This is a genomic window from Pseudoalteromonas rubra (genome assembly GCF_000238295.3).
Taxonomy (GTDB): Bacteria; Pseudomonadota; Gammaproteobacteria; order Enterobacterales; family Alteromonadaceae; genus Pseudoalteromonas; species Pseudoalteromonas rubra.
On the sequence record NZ_AHCD03000020.1, the window covers coordinates 152,591 to 173,280 of the forward strand.

At 51.2% G+C, this 20,690-nt stretch carries 12 protein-coding genes; 5 read left to right on the forward strand and 7 right to left on the reverse strand.

What is annotated here, in order from left to right; genetic code table 11:
* The first annotated feature begins 164 nt into the window (after window positions 1–164).
* The 4 genes from PRUB_RS00830 to PRUB_RS00845 all read left to right on the forward strand — a co-directional run bounded on the left by PRUB_RS00830 (window position 165) and on the right by PRUB_RS00845 (window position 8,456).
* Window positions 165–1,763 carry a glycoside hydrolase family 3 protein gene (locus tag PRUB_RS00830; RefSeq protein WP_010383356.1) on the forward strand — a complete coding sequence of 533 codons (1,599 nt, stop codon included), beginning with the start codon at window positions 165–167 and terminating at the stop codon, window positions 1,761–1,763.
* A 166-nt stretch (window positions 1,764–1,929) separates the two neighbouring features.
* A complete protein-coding gene (locus PRUB_RS00835; protein WP_198452301.1) occupies window positions 1,930–3,840 on the forward strand; it encodes a TonB-dependent receptor in 1,911 nt (636 codons plus the stop codon).
* Entirely contained in the window at window positions 3,782–5,740 is a 1,959-nt protein-coding gene (locus tag PRUB_RS00840) for a TonB-dependent receptor (protein WP_242065208.1), read from the forward strand. The genes PRUB_RS00835 and PRUB_RS00840 overlap by 59 nt, the downstream gene beginning before the upstream one ends.
* Window positions 5,741–6,281: 541 nt before the next feature.
* Window positions 6,282–8,456: a carbohydrate-binding protein gene (locus PRUB_RS00845; RefSeq protein ID WP_010383354.1), complete on the forward strand. Its 2,175-nt coding sequence runs from the start codon at window positions 6,282–6,284 to the stop codon at window positions 8,454–8,456.
* Between the two features lie 340 nt (window positions 8,457–8,796).
* Here PRUB_RS00845 and PRUB_RS00850 read toward each other — a convergent pair whose 3' ends face one another.
* On the reverse strand, window positions 8,797–9,765 hold the full coding sequence (locus PRUB_RS00850; RefSeq protein ID WP_010383353.1) for a class 1 fructose-bisphosphatase: 969 nt from the start codon (window positions 9,763–9,765) through the stop codon (window positions 8,797–8,799).
* Between the two features lie 159 nt (window positions 9,766–9,924).
* Here PRUB_RS00850 and PRUB_RS00855 point away from each other — a divergent pair, with 159 nt between their 5' ends.
* Complete coding sequence (locus tag PRUB_RS00855) at window positions 9,925–12,351, forward strand: zinc-dependent metalloprotease (protein ID WP_010383352.1); 2,427 nt, start codon at window positions 9,925–9,927, stop codon at window positions 12,349–12,351.
* A 57-nt stretch (window positions 12,352–12,408) separates the two neighbouring features.
* Here PRUB_RS00855 and PRUB_RS00860 read toward each other — a convergent pair whose 3' ends face one another.
* From PRUB_RS00860 to argE, 6 genes are all read right to left on the reverse strand, one after another.
* Window positions 12,409–13,386, reverse strand: a complete 978-nt coding sequence (locus tag PRUB_RS00860; protein WP_010383351.1) for a heme-binding protein — start codon at window positions 13,384–13,386, stop codon at window positions 12,409–12,411.
* Window positions 13,387–13,556: 170 nt separating this feature from the next.
* Window positions 13,557–15,530 (reverse strand): alkaline phosphatase family protein, encoded by a 1,974-nt coding sequence (locus PRUB_RS00865; RefSeq protein WP_010383350.1) that lies wholly within the window; start codon window positions 15,528–15,530, stop codon window positions 13,557–13,559.
* Window position 15,531: 1 nt separating this feature from the next.
* On the reverse strand, window positions 15,532–16,620 hold the full coding sequence (locus tag PRUB_RS00870; protein WP_010383349.1) for a ferritin-like domain-containing protein: 1,089 nt from the start codon (window positions 16,618–16,620) through the stop codon (window positions 15,532–15,534).
* Window positions 16,621–16,633: 13 nt separating this feature from the next.
* On the reverse strand, window positions 16,634–18,469 hold the full coding sequence (locus PRUB_RS00875; protein WP_010383348.1) for a GMC family oxidoreductase: 1,836 nt from the start codon (window positions 18,467–18,469) through the stop codon (window positions 16,634–16,636).
* A gap of 10 nt (window positions 18,470–18,479) precedes the next feature.
* The gene (locus tag PRUB_RS00880) at window positions 18,480–18,968 is read right to left on the reverse strand and encodes a hypothetical protein (RefSeq protein WP_010383347.1); all 489 of its coding nucleotides are present in this window, start codon (window positions 18,966–18,968) and stop codon (window positions 18,480–18,482) included.
* A gap of 413 nt (window positions 18,969–19,381) precedes the next feature.
* Window positions 19,382–20,545 carry an acetylornithine deacetylase gene (gene argE, locus PRUB_RS00885; protein ID WP_010383345.1) on the reverse strand — a complete coding sequence of 388 codons (1,164 nt, stop codon included), beginning with the start codon at window positions 20,543–20,545 and terminating at the stop codon, window positions 19,382–19,384.
* Window positions 20,546–20,690 lie beyond the last annotated feature (145 nt).

Sequence of the window (20,690 nt, forward strand, 5' to 3'; positions counted from 1 at the left end):
AAGCTGAAGGTGAATGCGTATTGCTCCGCCTCCTGCTCAGGCTAGGTATATAAACGGATCAGTTTCACCCGCGAGGTGCCAGACAGGCGCTTCCTTATCTGAACGAATAATAAATCGGTGCCGTGGCGCTGAGGGCTTTGTTTTGCCAAAAATCAGAGGGCAGTATGGATATTGAAAAGAAAGTAGCACAGCTTATCGACACACTTTCTATCGAAGAAAAGGTTGGACAGCTGTTTGTTCTGGCATTTGCCGGAGAAGATCGTGATTACGCAAAGACGCTGGTCAAGGAACGGCATATTGGGGGTTTTTACATTACCGATGATAATGCTGCTAACCCGACCAGTGCAGCGCAGCTAGCCCGTGAGTTACAGCATGAGGCGGCATTGAGAGCCTGCGATGCGCCTTTACTGTTGGCCGTGGATCAGGAAGGCTCCTGGGGGATCCTGACTCAGTATACCGATCTGGGACCGGGTAACCTGGGTCTGGGTAAAGCGGACAACACGGCGCTGACGGCAGACATGTATCAGGTCTTTGCCGAGCAGATGCAGGAAGTTGGCTACAACACGCTGCTGTCACCCTGTGCGGATGTGAATGCCAACCCGGATAATCCGATCATTGGTTTACGCGCCTTTGGTGAGCAGACCCATCATGTTGCCCGCCATGTTGCTGCCGCGGTACGTGGCGTACAGCGAAGTGGTAGCCTGAGTTGTGCCAAACATTTTCCCGGCCACGGCGATACTCACAATGATTCGCACCAGACCCTGCCTGTGGTTGATAAGTCTTTGCAGCAATTGATGCGCGAAGATCTGCTGCCTTTTAAAGCGGCGATTGAGTCTGGCGTGCCGCTGATCATGACCAGTCATATCAGCTACCCGCAAATAGATGCCGACTATCCGGCGACCTTATCGTCCACTATTTTGCAGGGCGTATTGCGCCAGCAGTTAGGGTTTAACGGCATTATTATCACCGACAGCATGAATATGTGGTCCATGCGTAAGAACTATGCGCCAGAAGAAGCGGCCATCCTGGCATTGCAGGCAGGCGCCAACCTGGTGATGCTCAGTGAAGAGCACTACGAAAACAGCACCACGCCCTACAAAGCTATTCAGGCACAAACCATTGATGGTGTGATCGCTGCGGTTAAACAGGGCAGTTTAAGTGAATCGGTTATCGATGCCCGCTTGCAGCAGGTACTGGCATTTAAATATCAGCACTTTGCTACCTCATCGCAAACAACCGCCAGTGTGCTGGAAAGCGCCAATGAGCTGGCACGCGAGGCGGCAAGTTCGGCCGTTCGGGTATTACGTAATGACGACCAGCACTGGCCACTCGAAGACCGCGCATTTACGCTGGCATTTGCCGCTGATCCCAAAGGGTACGACAACATTGTCAATAGCCGGGGGATCGGTCCTAACGATCCGAACTCAGCCCGGGATGTGATCCTTGAAACGCTGGCAGAGCGCGGGCGGGAATATCGACTCTGGCAGCATGAGCAATTTATGGCTGCGCTGCAGGCTCCCACCGAACCGCTGGCTGAGCCCTTAGTGTTGATCACTGAAGATTACCCCTTACCGGGAGAAAGCTTCGATGTGGCAGACCAGCAGCAACGTGTGCAGCAGGCACTACAAAAATGGCCTGGCAGGGTCATTGTGGTCGCCATGCGTTCTGACTACGAATTATCGCAATATGCTGATCTATCAACTTATGTTTGTGCTTACTCGAGCAGGGCCGTGAGTGCCCGGGTTATCGCAGAGCAACTTTAAAAAGATCAGCAAAACGAAATAATAAGTGCTTGACAATTAGTCAAAATGATTTAATAAATACTTAGTATATCAATTTTACTAATAAAAAATGACAGTTTGATAATAACACAAGCCAGTCGACTCACTGGGAATGAACGGCTTGGGAAAAGGCAAAGGGGAGAAGAGCATGAAAAATCAGGGCTCAAAGGTAAAAACCAAGTATCTGAATAACTATCTGAAATCCAGTTACGTGGCAGTATGTGTAGCAACAGCGTTGTCGGGTATGTCGTTCGGTGCTGCGGCTGAGGAACAAGATGGTGCGAATCGGGCAATCGAAACCATTGAAGTAAGAGGGATCAGACGCAGCCTCACGGAGGCGCTGAACACTAAGCGTTTTGCGAACTCTGTTGTCGACTCAATTTCGGCTGAAGACATAGGTAAATTCCCGGATAAAAACATCGGTGATGCGATGCAGCGTATTCCGGGTGTGACTGTGGTCAGAACCTTTGGTGAGGTCAGCGGTGTGACAGTGCGTGGTACTGCGCCTGAGCACAGCATGGTGTTGCTGAATGGCCAGAACGTGGCCAGTGTTGGCTGGTTTGACCTGGGTGGTGTGAACCGTAGCTTTAACTTTGAAATGCTCGCGTCAGAACAAATCTCCGGTATGGATGTGTATAAGTCAGTTGAGTCGGATATCAACGAGGGCGCTATGGGTGGTACGGTTAACCTTAAAACCCGCAAGCCCCTGGATATGGACTCAGGTACCGTATTTGCTTCCGTAGAAAACGCCTATCATGGTAACGCCAAAGAGTGGTCGCCGGCATACTCTGGTCTGGCAAGCTGGAAAAACGAGCAGGAAAACTTTGGTATCCTGGTCGCCTATTCAAATGAAGAGTCGAAAGTATATCGTGAAACCTTGTCCACATTTGGTCCTCCTGGTGCAACGACACTCGAAGACAGCAATGGTGTGCTGAGAAAAACGTCTTGTTGTGCGGCCTCTATTCTGTTCGATGAAGACAGAGAGCGAAGCAGTAGCCAGATCAGTGTTCAGTATGCGCCGAGCGACGCGCTGACACTTGGCCTGGATTACAATTTGTTTGAACTGGAAAACGACCACATTAACTCGGCCCTATTCACCATCATGGATTACGGTACCTTGCAGGGAGATTCGGTCAGAGTGAATGAGCAAGGGATTGTTACCGCAGCAACGGTCACAGCCTCAGGCCCGGGTCGCGCCCCTCTGTTCAACAACACGGTATTGCGTACACCAGACATGCAAACGGATGTTATTAACTTTACTGCGAATTATCAGGCAGATACCTGGTCTGCCGACTTTGTCCTTGGTCAGTCAACCGCCCAAGGCCGAATTGGCCAGACAAGTACCTGGTGGGGTGATATCAGTGAGCGTGCCAATTCAGGCTTTTCTTATGATGTGAGTGGCCCGCTAGAGCTCATTCCGGTCAACCCGGACTATATGAGCAGTCATGATAATTTTGAACTGTTCCATGAATATACCTATATCAATTATGAACGCGATAATGAGATAGATTATATTCAGGCTGATTTTACCTTTGAGCTGGATTCACCTGTGATGACCTCAATCCAGGCTGGCATTAAGTTCCAAGAACAAGTGTTCTCATACCAGGAAAATAACCAGGATCTGAATGTTGACGCCATCCGTGAAGGGGGTGAACGACTGACACTTGGCGACTTTAACGGTGGTTTTGTGTCGGGCCTGCATAGTGCCGAAGGGCGTGCAGGTAGCTTGTCTGGTTTTCCAATTGGTACTCGCGGGTTGTGGGATTATGCGCGTAGCAATGCGCCGGGCACTGTCACAGTGAAAGATGCCTTCTCTATTGAAGAGGACATTGCCGCTGCGTACGTAAAAGCCAACTTCTCAGGAGAAGGCTTCCGCGGTAACTTAGGCTTGCGTATAGTCGAAACCGATATTCTCTCCAAAGGTGAAATCAATGGGGTGAAGGGAGAAGTCGATAAAAGTTATACGAAACGCCAAAGAGTGGTCGCCGGCATACTCTGGTCTGGCAAGCTGGAAAAACGAGCAGGAAAACTTTGGTATCCTGGTCGCCTATTCAAATGAAGAGTCGAAAGTATATCGTGAAACCTTGTCCACATTTGGTCCTCCTGGTGCAACGACACTCGAAGACAGCAATGGTGTGCTGAGAAAAACGTCTTGTTGTGCGGCCTCTATTCTGTTCGATGAAGACAGAGAGCGAAGCAGTAGCCAGATCAGTGTTCAGTATGCGCCGAGCGACGCGCTGACACTTGGCCTGGATTACAATTTGTTTGAACTGGAAAACGACCACATTAACTCGGCCCTATTCACCATCATGGATTACGGTACCTTGCAGGGAGATTCGGTCAGAGTGAATGAGCAAGGGATTGTTACCGCAGCAACGGTCACAGCCTCAGGCCCGGGTCGCGCCCCTCTGTTCAACAACACGGTATTGCGTACACCAGACATGCAAACGGATGTTATTAACTTTACTGCGAATTATCAGGCAGATACCTGGTCTGCCGACTTTGTCCTTGGTCAGTCAACCGCCCAAGGCCGAATTGGCCAGACAAGTACCTGGTGGGGTGATATCAGTGAGCGTGCCAATTCAGGCTTTTCTTATGATGTGAGTGGCCCGCTAGAGCTCATTCCGGTCAACCCGGACTATATGAGCAGTCATGATAATTTTGAACTGTTCCATGAATATACCTATATCAATTATGAACGCGATAATGAGATAGATTATATTCAGGCTGATTTTACCTTTGAGCTGGATTCACCTGTGATGACCTCAATCCAGGCTGGCATTAAGTTCCAAGAACAAGTGTTCTCATACCAGGAAAATAACCAGGATCTGAATGTTGACGCCATCCGTGAAGGGGGTGAACGACTGACACTTGGCGACTTTAACGGTGGTTTTGTGTCGGGCCTGCATAGTGCCGAAGGGCGTGCAGGTAGCTTGTCTGGTTTTCCAATTGGTACTCGCGGGTTGTGGGATTATGCGCGTAGCAATGCGCCGGGCACTGTCACAGTGAAAGATGCCTTCTCTATTGAAGAGGACATTGCCGCTGCGTACGTAAAAGCCAACTTCTCAGGAGAAGGCTTCCGCGGTAACTTAGGCTTGCGTATAGTCGAAACCGATATTCTCTCCAAAGGTGAAATCAATGGGGTGAAGGGAGAAGTCGATAAAAGTTATACGAATTATCTTCCCAGCCTGAACCTGGCGATCGATCTGAGCGAAGACATGATCTTCCGATTTGCGGCGGGATCAACGGTATCACGACCAGACTATGACGACATGAAAGTCGCGGACATTATTTCAGAGAGCTTTAAAACAGCGAACGTCGGTAGCCCGGACCTGGACCCGTATAAGTCAGACCAATATGACATGGGTATCGAGTGGTACTTCAACCCGTCTTCCGTGTTAGGTGCGACCTTGTTTGTGAAGAACATCAGTGACTATATTGAGCAAACGACCGCTGCTGAGTTCTATCCCGGATGTGGTGAAGGGTGTCTGGTGACCCGCTCGCGTAACGTCGGTACAGCCGATGTACGTGGTATTGAATTACAGTATCAGCATGCGTTTGAAAACGGCTTTGGTATACAGGCAAACTACACCTATACCGATAGCAGCCGCACTGACTCGACGGGTAAGGAAATGCCCATTGAAGAAGTATCACAAAACTCCTATAACCTGTCGGGTTACTACGAAAACGACTTGTTCAGTGTCCGCCTCGCCTACAACTACCGTGATGACTGGGTACGCCAGTATAACGGCAGTAGCCTGGATAGCCTGAACGATGCGTACGACCAGGTTGATGCTTCTGTGGTATGGCATGTCACGGACAACGTTGATGTGTCATTTGAAGCGATTAACCTGCTCAATGAGGCGCTGGTGCTAAGACAGCCAACAGCAGGCAATATCGTCCACGCTGTCGATGAGTTTGGTACGCGTTACTTTGTGGGTGCCAGCGTTCGCTTCTAATACTGACCTTCCGCATGGCCCCCCATGCTGTGCGGCCTCAGAATAAGGGAAGTTCCCGCTTCCTTTAGGCCAGTTCGGTTTTAACTGGTCAATCCGCGCATCACCTGGCAAGGAAGATTGCCCAGGTGTGCGGATAAGGGGACATACACTCAATGCCCAGGCACTGTTTGCCGGGCAGGTGCGATGTGCCCACACTTCTACTCGGTTAAGGCAAGTTTGCCCGGCTTGCCTTATTTCACCTGTTGTTACCTGTTCCTACGCATGAAACTTTATTGCAATAAATTTTGTAAAAATGATTGACTTATTATTTTGCGAACGCTAGCTTGTATATTAGTTGAGCAAATAGAAATGCCTGTTTTGTAGATTCAGCAAGATAGGTTAGCTCACTGCTTCAGCGATATAAACCCGGTGTGGATAATTAATGCGGGTTTATTGGTAGGCGGCTTAGGGTTGGGTCGCGGATGTTCATTAAAATTGTTGCTCTGATCGGGTTGATATTGCTGGATTTGTTTCGATTAAAAAAATAATGAGGAAACACCTAATGAAATTGAAAATGACAGGATGTGCAGTAGCCGTAATCTTAAGTTGTTCTGCGTCAGCGGGAACAGGCGTACAGGACTTTTTGGATAGCTTAAGAAACTTCGAATCGGGTATTAACCCTGCTCTGGCAGATTTTTACCTTGAGAACCTGAATAACCCGGTTTACAAGTATGCCAAAGTGTCAGCGCCAGGTCGTATGGTACGTGATTGCTCAACAGGCAGCATGATCCCGGAAGATACCACCATTAATCAGTTCTTCACTAAGCTGGGCATTGACGGCATCTATAACTCACAAACTCCGTATAGTGCTGAGATGTTCAAAACCATGCAGTATAACTCGATGAATGCTTGGGGTTTCGTGGGCTATCAGCTCGGTGAAGCGGTACTGATCGATGCCGGTTACTATAGCCCGAAAGTAGTGACAGTGGATGGTAAGGAATACGACAGTTTCTATGTGTTTGTGGAAGACAGCACCTGGATTGGCTGTAAAACGGAAGCCCTGGTTGAGATCGTCGGCTCAGGCGGTAACCAAATCCAGGCAACGGATGTGAACCGCTGGGAAGGGACCTTTGTTGGTAAGAATGGCGTCAACTCGTTTGCTGATCTGCTGATCCCGGATAATCAGGAACTGGTGATGCGTGATGCTATGCGGTTTAACTATGGCGTGATGACGCAGTTGCTGACCGATGCCAACATGACCTGGGAGCAGGCACTGGCGAAGAGCTGGCCTGGTACAGACGACAATGGTAACGCCATCACAGTACAAGCCACCATGTCTGGCCTGCTGGCTGCGGCACACTTACGTGGTGCCTGGGGTACAGCACGCTTGCTTACCAAGGATGAGATCACCTGTGATGAACTGGGTACCTGTATCACCAAATATGTACATAAGTTTGGTGGCTACAACACCATTTTCGACACGCCAGCAGATGACGTTATCGAAGGATCTAAATACGACGAAAAGCTCTCCGCTGGTTGGGGCAACGATTTAGTATTGCCTGGCGGTGGTGCAGACACCATTGAACTGCATGAGCAAAGCGGCTCAGTGACCACAGTACGTGACTTCACTGTTGGCGAAGATCGCATCATCCTGCGTGACTGGCAGGCTGCTGCGCCACTGAGTAACCTGTCTGTGTCAGACGTACCTGCGGGTGTTGAATTAGCGTTTGCTGGTCAGCGTGTGGTACTGGAAGGCGTATCGGCTGCGGCTGTGAACGTTAATACCGAAGCGGTGATCGCCCAGTCGGATATCTATGAAATTGCGTGGTCTGGTAAGCAAACCGTGACGGGCTTTAATCCTCAGCTGGATAAGATCCGTGGCACCGCAGGAATTGGCTTTAAGCACCTGAAAGCGTACGAAACAGACACTGCTTTGGTCGTCGGTGTACAGGCTAAAGATGGTGGTATTTACAGCTCGGTTGAGCTGGTCGGTCTGACAGTGGCTGATCTGACGCCTGAGATGTTTGATAACGTCACCGGTGGTTATGACCGCCTGGGCTTCATCGTGCCGCTGAACAGCCAGAACTGGGGCTGGAATATGGCGCTGACAGTGAACAGCTTTGACCCGGCAAAAACCGTGATCAGCATGCCACTGTTCAACTACACCTTCTCTATGCTGGTGCTAACGCAGGAAGGTGCAGATACAGTGATCACGCTGGATGAGACCGCATCAAAAGGCGATCAGAAGCGTCTGGTACTGAAAAACACCGATGTGAACAGCCTCAGCGCTGCAAACTTCGATTACGTATCGGGTAACTTTGTCGATGCAGTGATTGACGTGCCGGTATTCTACGATATCACGGCAACGGTTGTGGGCACAGGTGGTAGCATTTCACCAGCGCCGGATGCAAGCGGTGTGATCAGCGGCAAAGGCAACACCGATTTTACCCTGACCTTTGTACCAGACAGCGGTTACCGTGTCGCCACACTGAAAGTCGATGGCGTGAGCGTGACAGCGCAGTCAAGCTACACTTTCCCGGCACTGTCTGCTGCACACAGCGTACAGGTGACCTTTGAACCTGGCAATTCTTGCCCGGCACCCTGGAATGAAACTCAGGTATACACCGGCGGTGATCAGGTGACCTTTGGCGGTAAAACCTATGAAGCGAAGTGGTGGACTCAGGGCAACAACCCGGCCTCACTGGGCCCATGGAAAGAAATTGCCAATTGTCAGTAATGACACGTTAGCACGGTTTGATTAAGAGCAAGCCATGGCACGCGCAAGCGGCCATGGCTTTTTTTGTTCTGTGTGGCAAGGTTACAGGGAATCTGGCTGGGGTGGGGGCGTCATTTCGTGGAGATCTTCGGTGATCAGCCATTGCGGCAGATAATAGTGTGCTTGCGTCATTGTGCTTCCATGCTGCTCAGCATTCGTTTTAGGCCCAGTTTACCAAAGCGTATAAGGGGCTTGTGCAAAGCCGGCTGCAAGAGCAGGTTAAGATGAGATAATAGGTGAGAAACAAAAACGCCATGGCGAGCTCACCATGGCGTATAAACTGTGTAGCCAGATAAAGGGATTATTTATGATACCCAAGACAGGCTTCGACTTCGTTTTTCGAGCCTAAGATCACCGCCACGCGCTGGTGGATATGCTCCGGGTCGATATCCAGAATGCGTTGCTCGCCGGTATGGGCCAGACCGCCGGCTTGCTCTACCAGCATCGCCATCGGGTTGGCTTCGTACATCAGACGCAGCTTGTATGGCTTTTCCGGGTTTTTGGTGTCGGCCGGGTAAGTAAACAGGCCGCCGCGACATAGTACGCGGTGTACATCACCTACCATGGCAGCAATCCAGCGCATGTTGAAGTTTTTACCGCGCGGGCCGGTGTCGCCTGCCAGCAGGTCGTTGATGTAGTTTTGCATGGCCGGTTGCCAGTGACGCTGGTTTGATGCGTTGATGGCAAACTCCTGAGTGTCGGCCGGTACTTTGGCAAACTCTTCGGTCAGCAGGAAACTGCCGTGGGTTTTATCCAGCGTGAAGATACGCGTGCCTTTACCTGTGGTCAGTGCCAGTGTAGTGCACGGGCCATACAACACGTAGCCTGCGGCAATTTGCTTGTGGCCCGGCTGCATAAAGATAGCCGGATCAGCCGGATCCGCATCTTCCGGGGCTTCCATGATAGAGAAGATGGTGCCTACCAGTGAATTGATGTCGGTATTAGAAGAACCGTCCAGTGGATCGAATGCGACAATAAATTTGGCATCCGGGCTGCCCGCAACCGTGCCTTCTTCTTCTTCTGAGGCAATGGCTTTTACATAGCCAGATTCCAGCAGAATGTCTTTGAGTAGCTGGTTAGACAGTACGTCGAGTTTCTTCTGAGTTTCGCCCTGAATGTTTTCATCCAGCGTTGAGCCCAGCACGCCTGACAGCGCGCCCTGACCTACGCGGAAAGAGATTTCTTTACAGGCAGCCAGAATGGTTCGGATCAGAGAAACCAGTTCACGGGAACAGCCGTCTTCAATTAACACCGGTGGAAGTCTACGCATAAATTTTAGTCCTGATAACGGTTATGTTGCAGCCCTGATAGAGTGAGAGAGCAGGCCACAAACAGCGCTGAATTTTGTCCTAAATAACTGTATTTTGTATACGATTTAATATACAAATGAGGTACCAGTCATCTAACCTAACACAACAAAGATAAGAAAATGCGAAAAACACGCTTTGCACCTCACATGCTCTCGGCTTTGCTGCTGGCTATGATACCCCAAGCGCACGCTGCAATTAAGTCTATTGATGAATTTACTGACAAACTCAACCATTTCCCTGGGTTTTATGCGTTCTACAGCGACCCTGCCAGTGGCAAAATTTACTTGGATGTGGATAAACTCTCGCAGCCGTTCTTACTCCAGCACAGTCTGCCGTACGGTGTCGGATCCAACGACATTGGCTTAGATCGCGGCCAGCTGGGCAGTACTTACCTGGTGCAGTTTGAGCGCTTTGGTGACAAGGTGATGCTGCGCGCACTGAATACCTATTTTCGTGCCAGTGCCGATAATCCGGCGGAGCAGCAAAGCGTTAAAGAGGCGTTTGCCTCCAGCATTTTAAATGGCTTTAAAGTAGTGGCCGAAGACGATGATAGTGTACTGATCGATTACACCCCTTATCTGTTATCGGATGTGCATGGCGTGTCGCGGACGCTGGCGGCGCGCAAGCAGGGTAGTTACAGCCTCGATGCCAGCCGCAGCGCGACTTATATGCCACGCTCCAAGGCCTTTATGAAAAATACCGAGCTGGAAGCGGTACTGACCTTTAAGGGCAGCAAGCCTGGTGAGTATGTGAAGCAGGCGACGGCCAATCCCTATGCGGTGACAGTCCATCAGCACCACTCGCTGATTGAGCTGCCGGATGACAATTATCAGCCCCGCGCATTCCATCCGCAATCGGGTTACTGGAGCATTGAGCATAAGGATTACTCAGCGCCGCTGAGCGAGTCTATGTATGTGCGTTATATTCCGCGTCACCGTTTAAACAAGAAAGACCCGACTGCAAAAATTTCTGAACCGGTCGAGCCGATTGTATATTACCTGGATCCGGGCGTGCCGGAGCCGGTGAAGACCGCACTACTGGATGGTGCGCGCTGGTGGGATCAGGCCTTTGCAGCGGCGGGTTACAAAAATGCCTTTCAGGTTAAAGTGCTGCCGGAAAATGCCGATCCTATGGACATTCGTTACAACGTGATCCAGTGGGTCCACCGCGCGACCCGCGGCTGGTCATATGGGGCATCGGTGATAGACCCGCGTACCGGCGAGATCATTAAAGGTCATGTCACCCTGGGCTCATTGCGTGTGCGCCAGGACATTCTGATTGCCGAAGCCTTAGCTGCGCCATTTGTAAAAGGTGATGAAGTGACGGAGCGCCTGCATGCCATGGCGCTGGACCGTATTCGTCAGCTCAGTGCTCACGAGATTGGCCACACGCTGGGGATTGCCCATAACTTCTCTGCGTCTGTGAAAGACCGTGCTTCTGTGATGGACTATCCGCATCCGCTGGTGGGTATGAACGATCAGGGTGAGCTGGACATCAGCAAAGGCTACGCATCAGGCATGGGGGAGTGGGATACCCAGGTGATCAAGTATGGCTACAGCGACTTTACCGCAGTGGATGAAGCTCAGGGGCTGGCTGCTATTCTGGCAGAGAACAAGAATAAAGGACTGGAGTTTATCTCGGATGCCGATGCCCGTCCTAAAGGCGGTGCACACCCGACTGCCCACCTGTGGGATAACGGTGGAGACCCGGCAGCTGAATTAACGCGGGTGCTGGATATTCGTCGTAAGGCGCTTGCCCGTTTTGGCCTGAATAACATCAAAACCGGTGAGGCGTTATCTCAGCTAGAAGAAAAGCTGGTGCCGCTGTACTTGTTCCATCGTTATCAGGTGGAATCGGCAGTGAAACTGATCGGTGGTGTAGACTACGACTATGAAGTGCGTGGCGCGCAAACTGCCAAAGGCGCACAAGTGGTAGGTAAGGCACAGCAGCAGGCAGCGCTCTCGGCCCTGCTGGATACCTTGTCTCCTGAGCAACTGATGATCCCGGAATCGGTGCTGGCGCTGATCCCGCCTAAAGCCTATGGCGAGTATAAAACCCGTGAAAGCATCAAAGGCCGAACTGGTCTGACACTGGATGCGATGGCGTTGCCAGAAGTGGCGGCTCAACATACCCTGAGTTTATTGCTGAACCCGCAGCGGCTAAATCGATTGGCGCAGCAGGGGGCGCGTAATCATGCCAACCTGAACAGCGACGATCTGCTGAACACGGTTTATCAGCATGTTTTTCAGCCGAAAGCGGAGTCGGGCATGGCAACGAAACTGGCGCAGCGTGTGCAGTTTTTAACAGCCTACCGCCTGGCAGAGCTGGGTAGCAGCGATAAGCTGGCACCGGAAGTCCAGGCTCAGTTGCGTTACTATCTGAGTCAGCTGGTTGAGCAATACAGTGACGACTCTCTGTTTGGTGGCAGCAGCAAGGCTGATGCATTCGACACCTATCTGGCGGATTTAGTGGCGCAGTATCTGGAAAGTGGTCAATGGCCATCAGGCTTTAAAGCCCTGCCGATGCCGCCAGGCTCGCCTATCTAATCTTGCAAAAAAGAAAACCGGACTGATGTCAGTCCGGTTTTTTTATACCTGCTGCACTTAGGCCTTTTTGACTAAGGTATTGGTAGTGATGTGCGGGAAGGTGACGAGCTGGCTCTGAATGGGGATCTCCATGGTGATATTTTGCGAGTACTGAAGCTGAGTGAAATTATCACTGCCATCGAGTGATTCCAGCCAATAGCTGATGGCGTAACGGCTGACGTTGGCGTGTTGCTGTTCAAAGCCTATGTTGGTAACCGGAATGCCGGAGTGCTCGGTATCGACTTCCAGTAAAATGAATTTCTTCGGTGGGGATACTTCCAATGCATTATTCAGCGGTTGATTGGGGTTCAGGGTAAAGTCCGGATTCAGGTTGCCAACACTTTTGGTGCTGTACTGATCGGTGCTGACATCATGGGGCAGGCCCATGGGGAGCACGTCACTTTTGCTCAGCATCGGAATGGTGGGCACACCTGTGCCTGACTGAAAATGCCCGCTGGCCAGAATGGAGTTACCATGTGGTACCGACATTTGCTTGATAAAGTCATAGGCTTGTGTGGGCGGTACACTGTTAGGTACGGTTTCAGTACCGATCCCCGGCTTTTCCCCGTTGCCATAAGGCCCCAGAAGTTGTTTTCGATCGGTCAGGAATAGCAGTGAGCCATTTTCGGCATGCACCAGCTGATCTTTTGCCGGGCCATCGGCAAAGTAGACACGTTGCTCGTAAAACAGGGTGTTGGCAACTTGCGTGCCTAAGCCACCGCGGTTGGGGGCCGTGCCGTGAATAGCCGAAAAGGTTAATTCTTCATAGTAAGCAAAGTTTTTCAGGATATAGCTGGCTTCCTGAGGCAGTGGCATCAGGCAGTAAGAAAACGGTTTGTCCGTTCCCCCCATGCCAGAGTTACCCAAAGGTTGATTGGTCCAGGTGCCGATCAAGTGTTGTAGCGGGCCTAGTTCTGTTGTCGGCGCTGGCGGGTTTTCCTGTGCCGGATCGATCAGCAAAGGTTTTGAAAGATCAGGGGGCGTTACGTCAGTCATGATGGTTTCCTCATTAATTGCTACTGGCATTCCATGGGGTATCCCAAAGTGCCATAGGCTTGATCCCTACAGTGACTGCTCGAAGGCGGCGGGATCCCTGGCTGCCTTCGTCTGTACTTATTGATTCATCTTAATTTGATCGTCATTGTCAGTGTGTCGCTGTATGACCTTTAAGTAGTGCGACAATCTGTCGATAAGTAAGCGGCCACATGGGCCCGCAACTGCTGGTCATGGCTACTCAGATAGAAGCACCAAAGCTGGTCCTGATAGCGCGCAGCACACAATGGAGTGCCTGGGTCGCGATGGGCGTTGTTGAGCATCTGTTGCTCACTCCAGCCTGCTTCGGCCATGGTGCCATAGCCGTTGCTGGTGGTATCGGCTTTGGCTGGGTCGTAGGAGACAGCCTGTTGACTGGTGAGCACACCTGGAATAGAAAAGCAGGCGCTCAGCAGCTGCTGGCTGTTAGGGGCATTGTGAAACAAGTGGATCACGCCATCGAGCGTCGCTGCGGCGAGGTTGCCTTCACTTTGGTAACTGTGTTCCTGCGGCTCTGGCTCATCAGGCGTTAATTTACTAGGGGCCTGGGAGAAATGGCCAATGCCAAACCCATTGGTCGACCACTGGTGACTCACTGCATTGTCTTGTGGTCCCGCATAGGTGCTGTTACTGACATCGGTGACATTAAATTCTGCACTGTTATAGCTCAGACAGGCCAGCGCCTGACCATTGCCTTCGCGATATATCAGCAGGGTATTGCTGCCCAATGAGGCTAAAGTGAATGGGCCTGTGGGTTTGCACACCAGTGGTTGTGGCTTAGGTTGCCACTGTTGCTGGGCATAACGCTGTGCTTGCATGCAGTCCTGCTGATCGCGATACACCAGTAACAGATCGTGACTCTCTGGCAACACCTGTAATGCCAGGGCTGATATGCATTCATTGCTGGGAGCAGGCAAGGTTTGCCAGCCCTGATTAGTTGTGAGGATGTGCAGGGTAATACGTAAGTCCATATCACGATATCCCAGCACCAGTGTATTGCCCTGCGCACTGAGCTGAAGTTGATCTTTGCAGTCCGTCTGAAGCTGTAATGGCGTTGACCAGCTATGGCCGTCAAAGCTGGTACAGTGCAACTGACCGGGCTGATCATGTCGTGTATAGAAGAGGTAGAGTTGCTCACCCAAGCTGGCGGCTTGCAGATCGCAGATCTGTTCCAGGTGTGGCAAGGACTGAGCCCGTTGCCAGTGCAGCGATTCATCCCACAAAAAGCGGAAATAGTTCGCATGGCAGTCATTCTTGCCCAGCGTACCGAGTGAAAAGTTCTCTTCAATGGTCCGCAACAAAGAGTAATGGTTGTACCCTTCGTGTTGCTGTGAGGGCGTCAGGGTATCGCCCAGTAACACCGTATAAATCTGATTCGGCCCGTCGTAGTAATATTTATATTTCTGGCTGGTGTCATAATCCGACTCAAAATCGGCCTCGTCGTAGGTAACGACCACCAGGGTGTTGTCGGGGAGCTTGCTATCCGGGCCGGGGAAATTAATCGAGGCAAAAAACGACTTCAACCAGTCTGCTTGCTGATCCACCAGCACGGGGGCGCGTTCGCCTTTGAGGTCATTGTCTTTGGTGCCAAGCAAATAATGCCCATCGTGCCACATGTTAGGTGTAAACCAGGCAAACTCGGGCAAGTTATCGTTGAGTAAATCCTGGTAGAACTGTGCCTCATTGCCAATTTTCTGCCAGCGCGCTTCGCTGTCGAGAATACGGGCAAATGACGAAAAGGGGTCGTGCTTGAGTACATACGGATAGCTGTCTATGGGTGTGAAGTTGTTTGCTTTCCAGGGCGTCCAGCCCGCCACATAGCTTTCCATGTAGGCACGCCAGTCGAGGTTTTGCGCTGAGTCTTCTATCAGGTCAACTAAGGTGCGTTGCGGCAATCTGGGTGGCACTTCATCGTCGGTCACATTGCACAGCTCACCCGCGAGTGAGGCGATATAATTGGTTTGCGACGGGTGCATCACGCCAAAACTGTTGGTCAGCTCAATGCCCTGTGCGGCGAGGTTGCGCATGTAAGGGTTATTCATCACATAACCGCGATACTGGTTTTCAAACATGATCACAATAATGTGATCGAAGCGTCTTGTGGTCATATCAGCATGCTCCCGGGCGTTTATCTATGGGGATGTAGCGCCAGGTCGGGGCTGCGTGATGACCGCTGCCATCAGGCAGTGGCACGCGCATCATATTCTGGGCTTTTTCTTTGAGTCCAAACATAGTGCCTACCGCAGCAACCAATATGTCAGGCTGGCCATTGAAGGCAAGGTGAAGTTGATCCAGTAGCAGGCTCAGGGTCAGGTTAAATTCCGTATCTAGTCGTGCGATGGCCTCGAAGGGTTGATAGTTTTCTGTCTGAGGGTTTTTCAGAATCGGATAAACCTGCCGATAATCAATGGGAATAGCGGGGCCAGTTGGTCCCGAGTCGGGCGTATTTCCTTGTACATAGCGATAACCCAGCAGTAATTCATTGAAGCGATAATAGTGAGACAGCTCACGGGGTTGCATGAAGAGCTGATGGTCGCCGCTGTCTATGCCTGTGGTTTCCCCAAGCGGGAAAGGTTGCTCTGGGTTCCAGTGCTTTTCTGGTATGCCTTCACCCTGGGCAACAATGGCATTGAGTGCAAAATTGGCCGAGTCCAGATCGGTGATTGGCGTGATCTCTCCGCCGCCGCCATAGTAATACTTATGCGCGATTTGCTTGTCATGGCAATCAGCAGGGAACAGTGCTGGGCCATAGCGGTTATGCAGAGTTTCTAAGCCGTTTTCAATGCCGACATAAAATTCGCCTATGGTGATATCCCCCGCTTTTGCCAGATCGGCGGGCATTTCAATTTTGAGGAAGTTTCGCAGTGCCGCCGGGCTGAACTTTTGCAGGTCTGCTTCAAACCAGGTCTCACCGTCAGGCAGTCTCGTCGGAAAGGTGGGCAGAAACTCCGGACTGTTAATGGCCGGACTACCTCCGGTGGCGATCAACAGGTTTGCGGCATTGGTCAGGTGGAACATTTCCTCCATGACGACAGAGCGGATCACGGTATAAGCGCACTGGTTGGTGCCTTCCTTTATGGAGTATAAGGCGCTGAGGTAGACTGGTAATGTGGAGAACTCCAGTTCAATGGCCAGTTGCAGATCATGATGCAGCTGTTCGAGCGTTTCTATTGGGCGTTTTTGCAGTTTGTGATACATGGCTGGTCCCTCATTAATACTGGTCGAGTGCGTTTAACACATTGTCAGCAGCCCAGAAGGTCAGCGCTGCCATAGTTAACGTTGGGTTGCTGGTCGCAATGGTGGGCATATTGCCGCAGCCAACCAGGTAGAGGTTGGGGTGATCCCAGCTGCGCTGGTCGCGATTAACCACTGAGTCTTTCGGGTTATCGCCCATCAGGTGTGTGCCAACGAGATGTCCGGCACCATTGTAGACATAGCCCTTGCCCTGATATTGCACATAACCCGGATCGCTGCTTTTGTACTGGGTGAAGGGTTCCACACCGAGCCGCTGGAAAATGGCATCCGACACTTCTTTGGCCTGTGCCATCCCGGCGCGGGTGTAGTCTGTCACTTTGTAATGGATCACGGGTCGGTAGTTGCCCAGCTGATCCCGGTATTGATCGTCTATGGTGACACGGTTATTGGGATCCGGTAACTGCTCGACCAAAAAGCCAAAGCGGAACATGCGCGGGTATTCTTCTGCGATTTTGTGACGTAGCGCCGGGCCAAACAATCCTTGCTTGTCGATCAGATCAGGCACTGTGGCAATGGGCGCGCCTTCCGGCCAGCTCCAGCCCCAGTTGCCTATCTCAATACGAAATGCGGCTTGATCGGCACGAAATGCGCCACCGCGCAGCGATGGGATCCCGGACGTTGAGCCAGGTCCCCGGAATGCGCCAATTTTGCACGGCATCAGACCCCAGGTCAGCATAGTCGGATGGTCCATCAGGTTGCGGCCGACCTGATCACTGGAGTTAGCGACATTGGAGGCCAACAGGAGCTTGGCATTTTCGACGGCATGGGCAGCGAGGACCACGATTTTGCCTGTCACGGCTTTATCTTCGAAAGCCGCAGAATCTGTAGAGTGGTAGCGCTTGTAGTGCACTTTGGAGATGTTCTGGGTGTTGTCATCTACGGCCAGGTGATAGGCCACTGCTTGTGTTTCTATGGTCACATTGCCGGTCTGTTTGGCCTGTTCCAGCGTTTTCAAGGCAGAATACTTAGCCTGAATAGGACAAATGGGCACACAGTTTGAGTTACCTGCGCAGCGCTGGCCAAGGTCAGGATTACCGACAGCCCCCACCGGGCGATAATCACCGCGTGGCATGCCGTTGCGCCCTTGTGGTGTGGCGACCACATCAATGGGGTAGGTTTGATTCTCAATGTTAACCTGCATACCCTGCAGTCCTTTGGCAAGGTACTGGTCGAGAAAACTCTGTGGTATTTGCTCCATCGGGTAATTGTAATTTTCTTCAAATGGTAACTGCACACTGGGATTGTCAATTTGATGATAGTTTTGCACGTCGGCATTTGCCGAGACCCCGATATGCTGCTCTGCTATTTCGTACCAGGGTTGTAATTCCTGATAGCTGATTGGCCAATCCCGGCCGCGACCGAACCGGCTTTGTAGTTCAAAGTCTTCAGGCAGCATACGCAAACAGGTACCAAGCCAGTGCAAAGTTGTACCACCTTCGCTGCGGGTATAGGTGCTGGCAAAGGGATCCGGGCCATATTGGACAAAATACCCATGGTCGCTAACGGGTTTATCGAGCGGTGGCTTCTGAATATCTGTCACTAAGGGTTGAGGGGCATTGGGATTATTGGGGTAGGGGGCATTGGGGATCTTGGCCATGGCAGTAAAAAAGCGTTCCATGTAGGATTCATAACCCTGCTCTTTACCCTGATCGAAGAAACGTCCGTCAGTGCCTGTACCGGCTTCCAGGATCAACACGTGTTTGCCTTGTTCACCCAGCTGTTTAGCCATAATGGCACCTGCAATACCGGCACCGACGATGACGACGTCGTAGTCGTTATGATGATGTGTCATGTTTGGCTCCTTAATCTAGGTTATGTGTTTTTGCTGAGTGCCCGGGGAAGGCCCAGGTACCATATCCAGGCTGCTTAGCACCCATAGGGTGACTGCCCAGCGCATTCCAGACCAGGCCCTGAATATAGGCGTTGCTCGAGATCACATAGTCTTCAACGGGTTGCTTATCGGCGCTGAAATCATCAACCCCATAGAGGGCATTCCAGTCAGCTGGCAACTGATACCAGATGGAGAGGTACCACATTTTGATGATGTTTCTGGCGACGGGCCCGAGTTTGGCGCTATTCCAGATCTGGTCGTAAAAGCGCGCCTGACTGGCATCATTGTCGAGTGCACCAATCAGCTCTGCCTGAGCGTAAAGTGCCTCAATTACGTCCTGGCGGACCCATTTACTGAGTGTCTGACAGTAAACAGAGCCGACGCCCGTGCCTTGTAACTCGACTTCCTGGTAGCCAGTTAGTGCGGCACTGAGGCGATAAAAGTCGCTCAGTCTGTACATAAGTTTGCCCCTGATAGTGTAATGAGAAAAATCTGCGAGCGGCACGCATCAGAGGAAGGAAACAAACATAACTGGCAGCCATATGCCAGCCGAGACGAACACGGCTAAACACATAGCAGATGCTAGCTGGATTGTGATGATAAGAGAGTAGCTTACACATCTTTTGCCCCTTCCTTGTCAGTAGACCGATACTGCGGCGTCCTGTGCTGACAGTCGATGGCCCCGAACGGCCCAAGGTGCATCCATGGCGGACAACACCGCGCAATGAACACACCTTTCACGGATGGCGACCTGCTGCGCTTGACGGGGCGCATACTGACAGGCCGTTACCGATCTTGTGTTACATCTGTTCAGGTATAGTGGGTGGTTGAGTTTTGTGCAAATTACACCTTATTACACGGGCAATGATTGGCTTAGCTAAAGCACTGTTGGCGGATTAACTCCGTCAGAATTTGCTGACTGGGTTTGATTTTTTCCATCGCGAGATATTCATCTGGCTGATGTGCCTGAGCAATGGAGCCTGGTCCCATGACAATGGTCTCGCATCCAAGCTGCTGTAAAAAGGGTGCTTCTGTACAATAATTCACGGCAACGGCCTGCTGACCTGAAATTTTTTCAGCCAGTTTCACCAGTGCACAATCCCGGGTGCCATGAAACGCGGGAATGGGATCGTGCAGATCTATGACAGATACGCTGTTTGGATAGCGTTCATTGATGGGCGCAACAGCCCGCATTAACAAGGCCTGTAGCTCGGTAATGCTGAGTCCGGGCAGTGGCCGCAGGTCGATATGTAACTCGCAACAGCCGCAAATTCGGTTGGCATTGTCACCCCCATGAATATGACCTAAATTCAAGGTCGGGTAGGGAATGACGAAATCAGAGAGTGAATATTTATTCTTTAAATCTTCTTTTAGCTGTAACAGATTGGTAATCACTTGCTGCATGACTTCAATGGCATTGAGACCCCGGTCCGGATCGGAGCTATGACCAGAGCGGCCAGTGATCCGAATGGCCGAAGACATGTGTCCTTTGTGCGTATAAACCGGCACCATATCGGTTGGTTCACCGATAATACAGCGTGCCGGTTTGAGGTTCGTGTGGCGCGCAACTTCTTGTGCACCTGCCATGGTGATCTCTTCATCGGCGGTGGCCAGGAGCATCACCGGGGCACTTTGCTGTGCTTCTTGCAGCTCCTCCAGTGCTTTCAACACAAAAGCAAAAAAGCCTTTCATATCAATGCTGCCTAAGCCATACAAGCGGTTGTCTTTTTCACTGAGCTGGAAAGGGTCAAAATTCCAGCGACTGTCGTCAAAGGGCACCGTATCTGTGTGTCCGGCCAGCATCAGGCCCCCTGCTTGCTCTGCCATACCAGACGGGCACTTGCGGGCGAGCAGATTGAATTTACCCGGTGCGCTGTGTAGCTCTGTGATTTCGGTGCTAAAGCCCAGCTGTTCACACCAATGTGCTAGCAGCTCAATGACTGCGCGGTTACTTTGATTAAGGCTGGGATCGAGCGCACTGACAGAGGGGCGAGCGATGAGCTCGCTGTACATGGTTTTAAAGTCGGGAAGTGGCATTTATTTATCCTAAAATATTTATTCAAACCTGTTGCATAAAAATCTATATGTATGTAAGGTGAATATCAATTCATTTTTTTAGCATAAATATAGAGGGTGCAACAATGCGACGATAACATCATCAATAGCAGATTTATATGGTCTT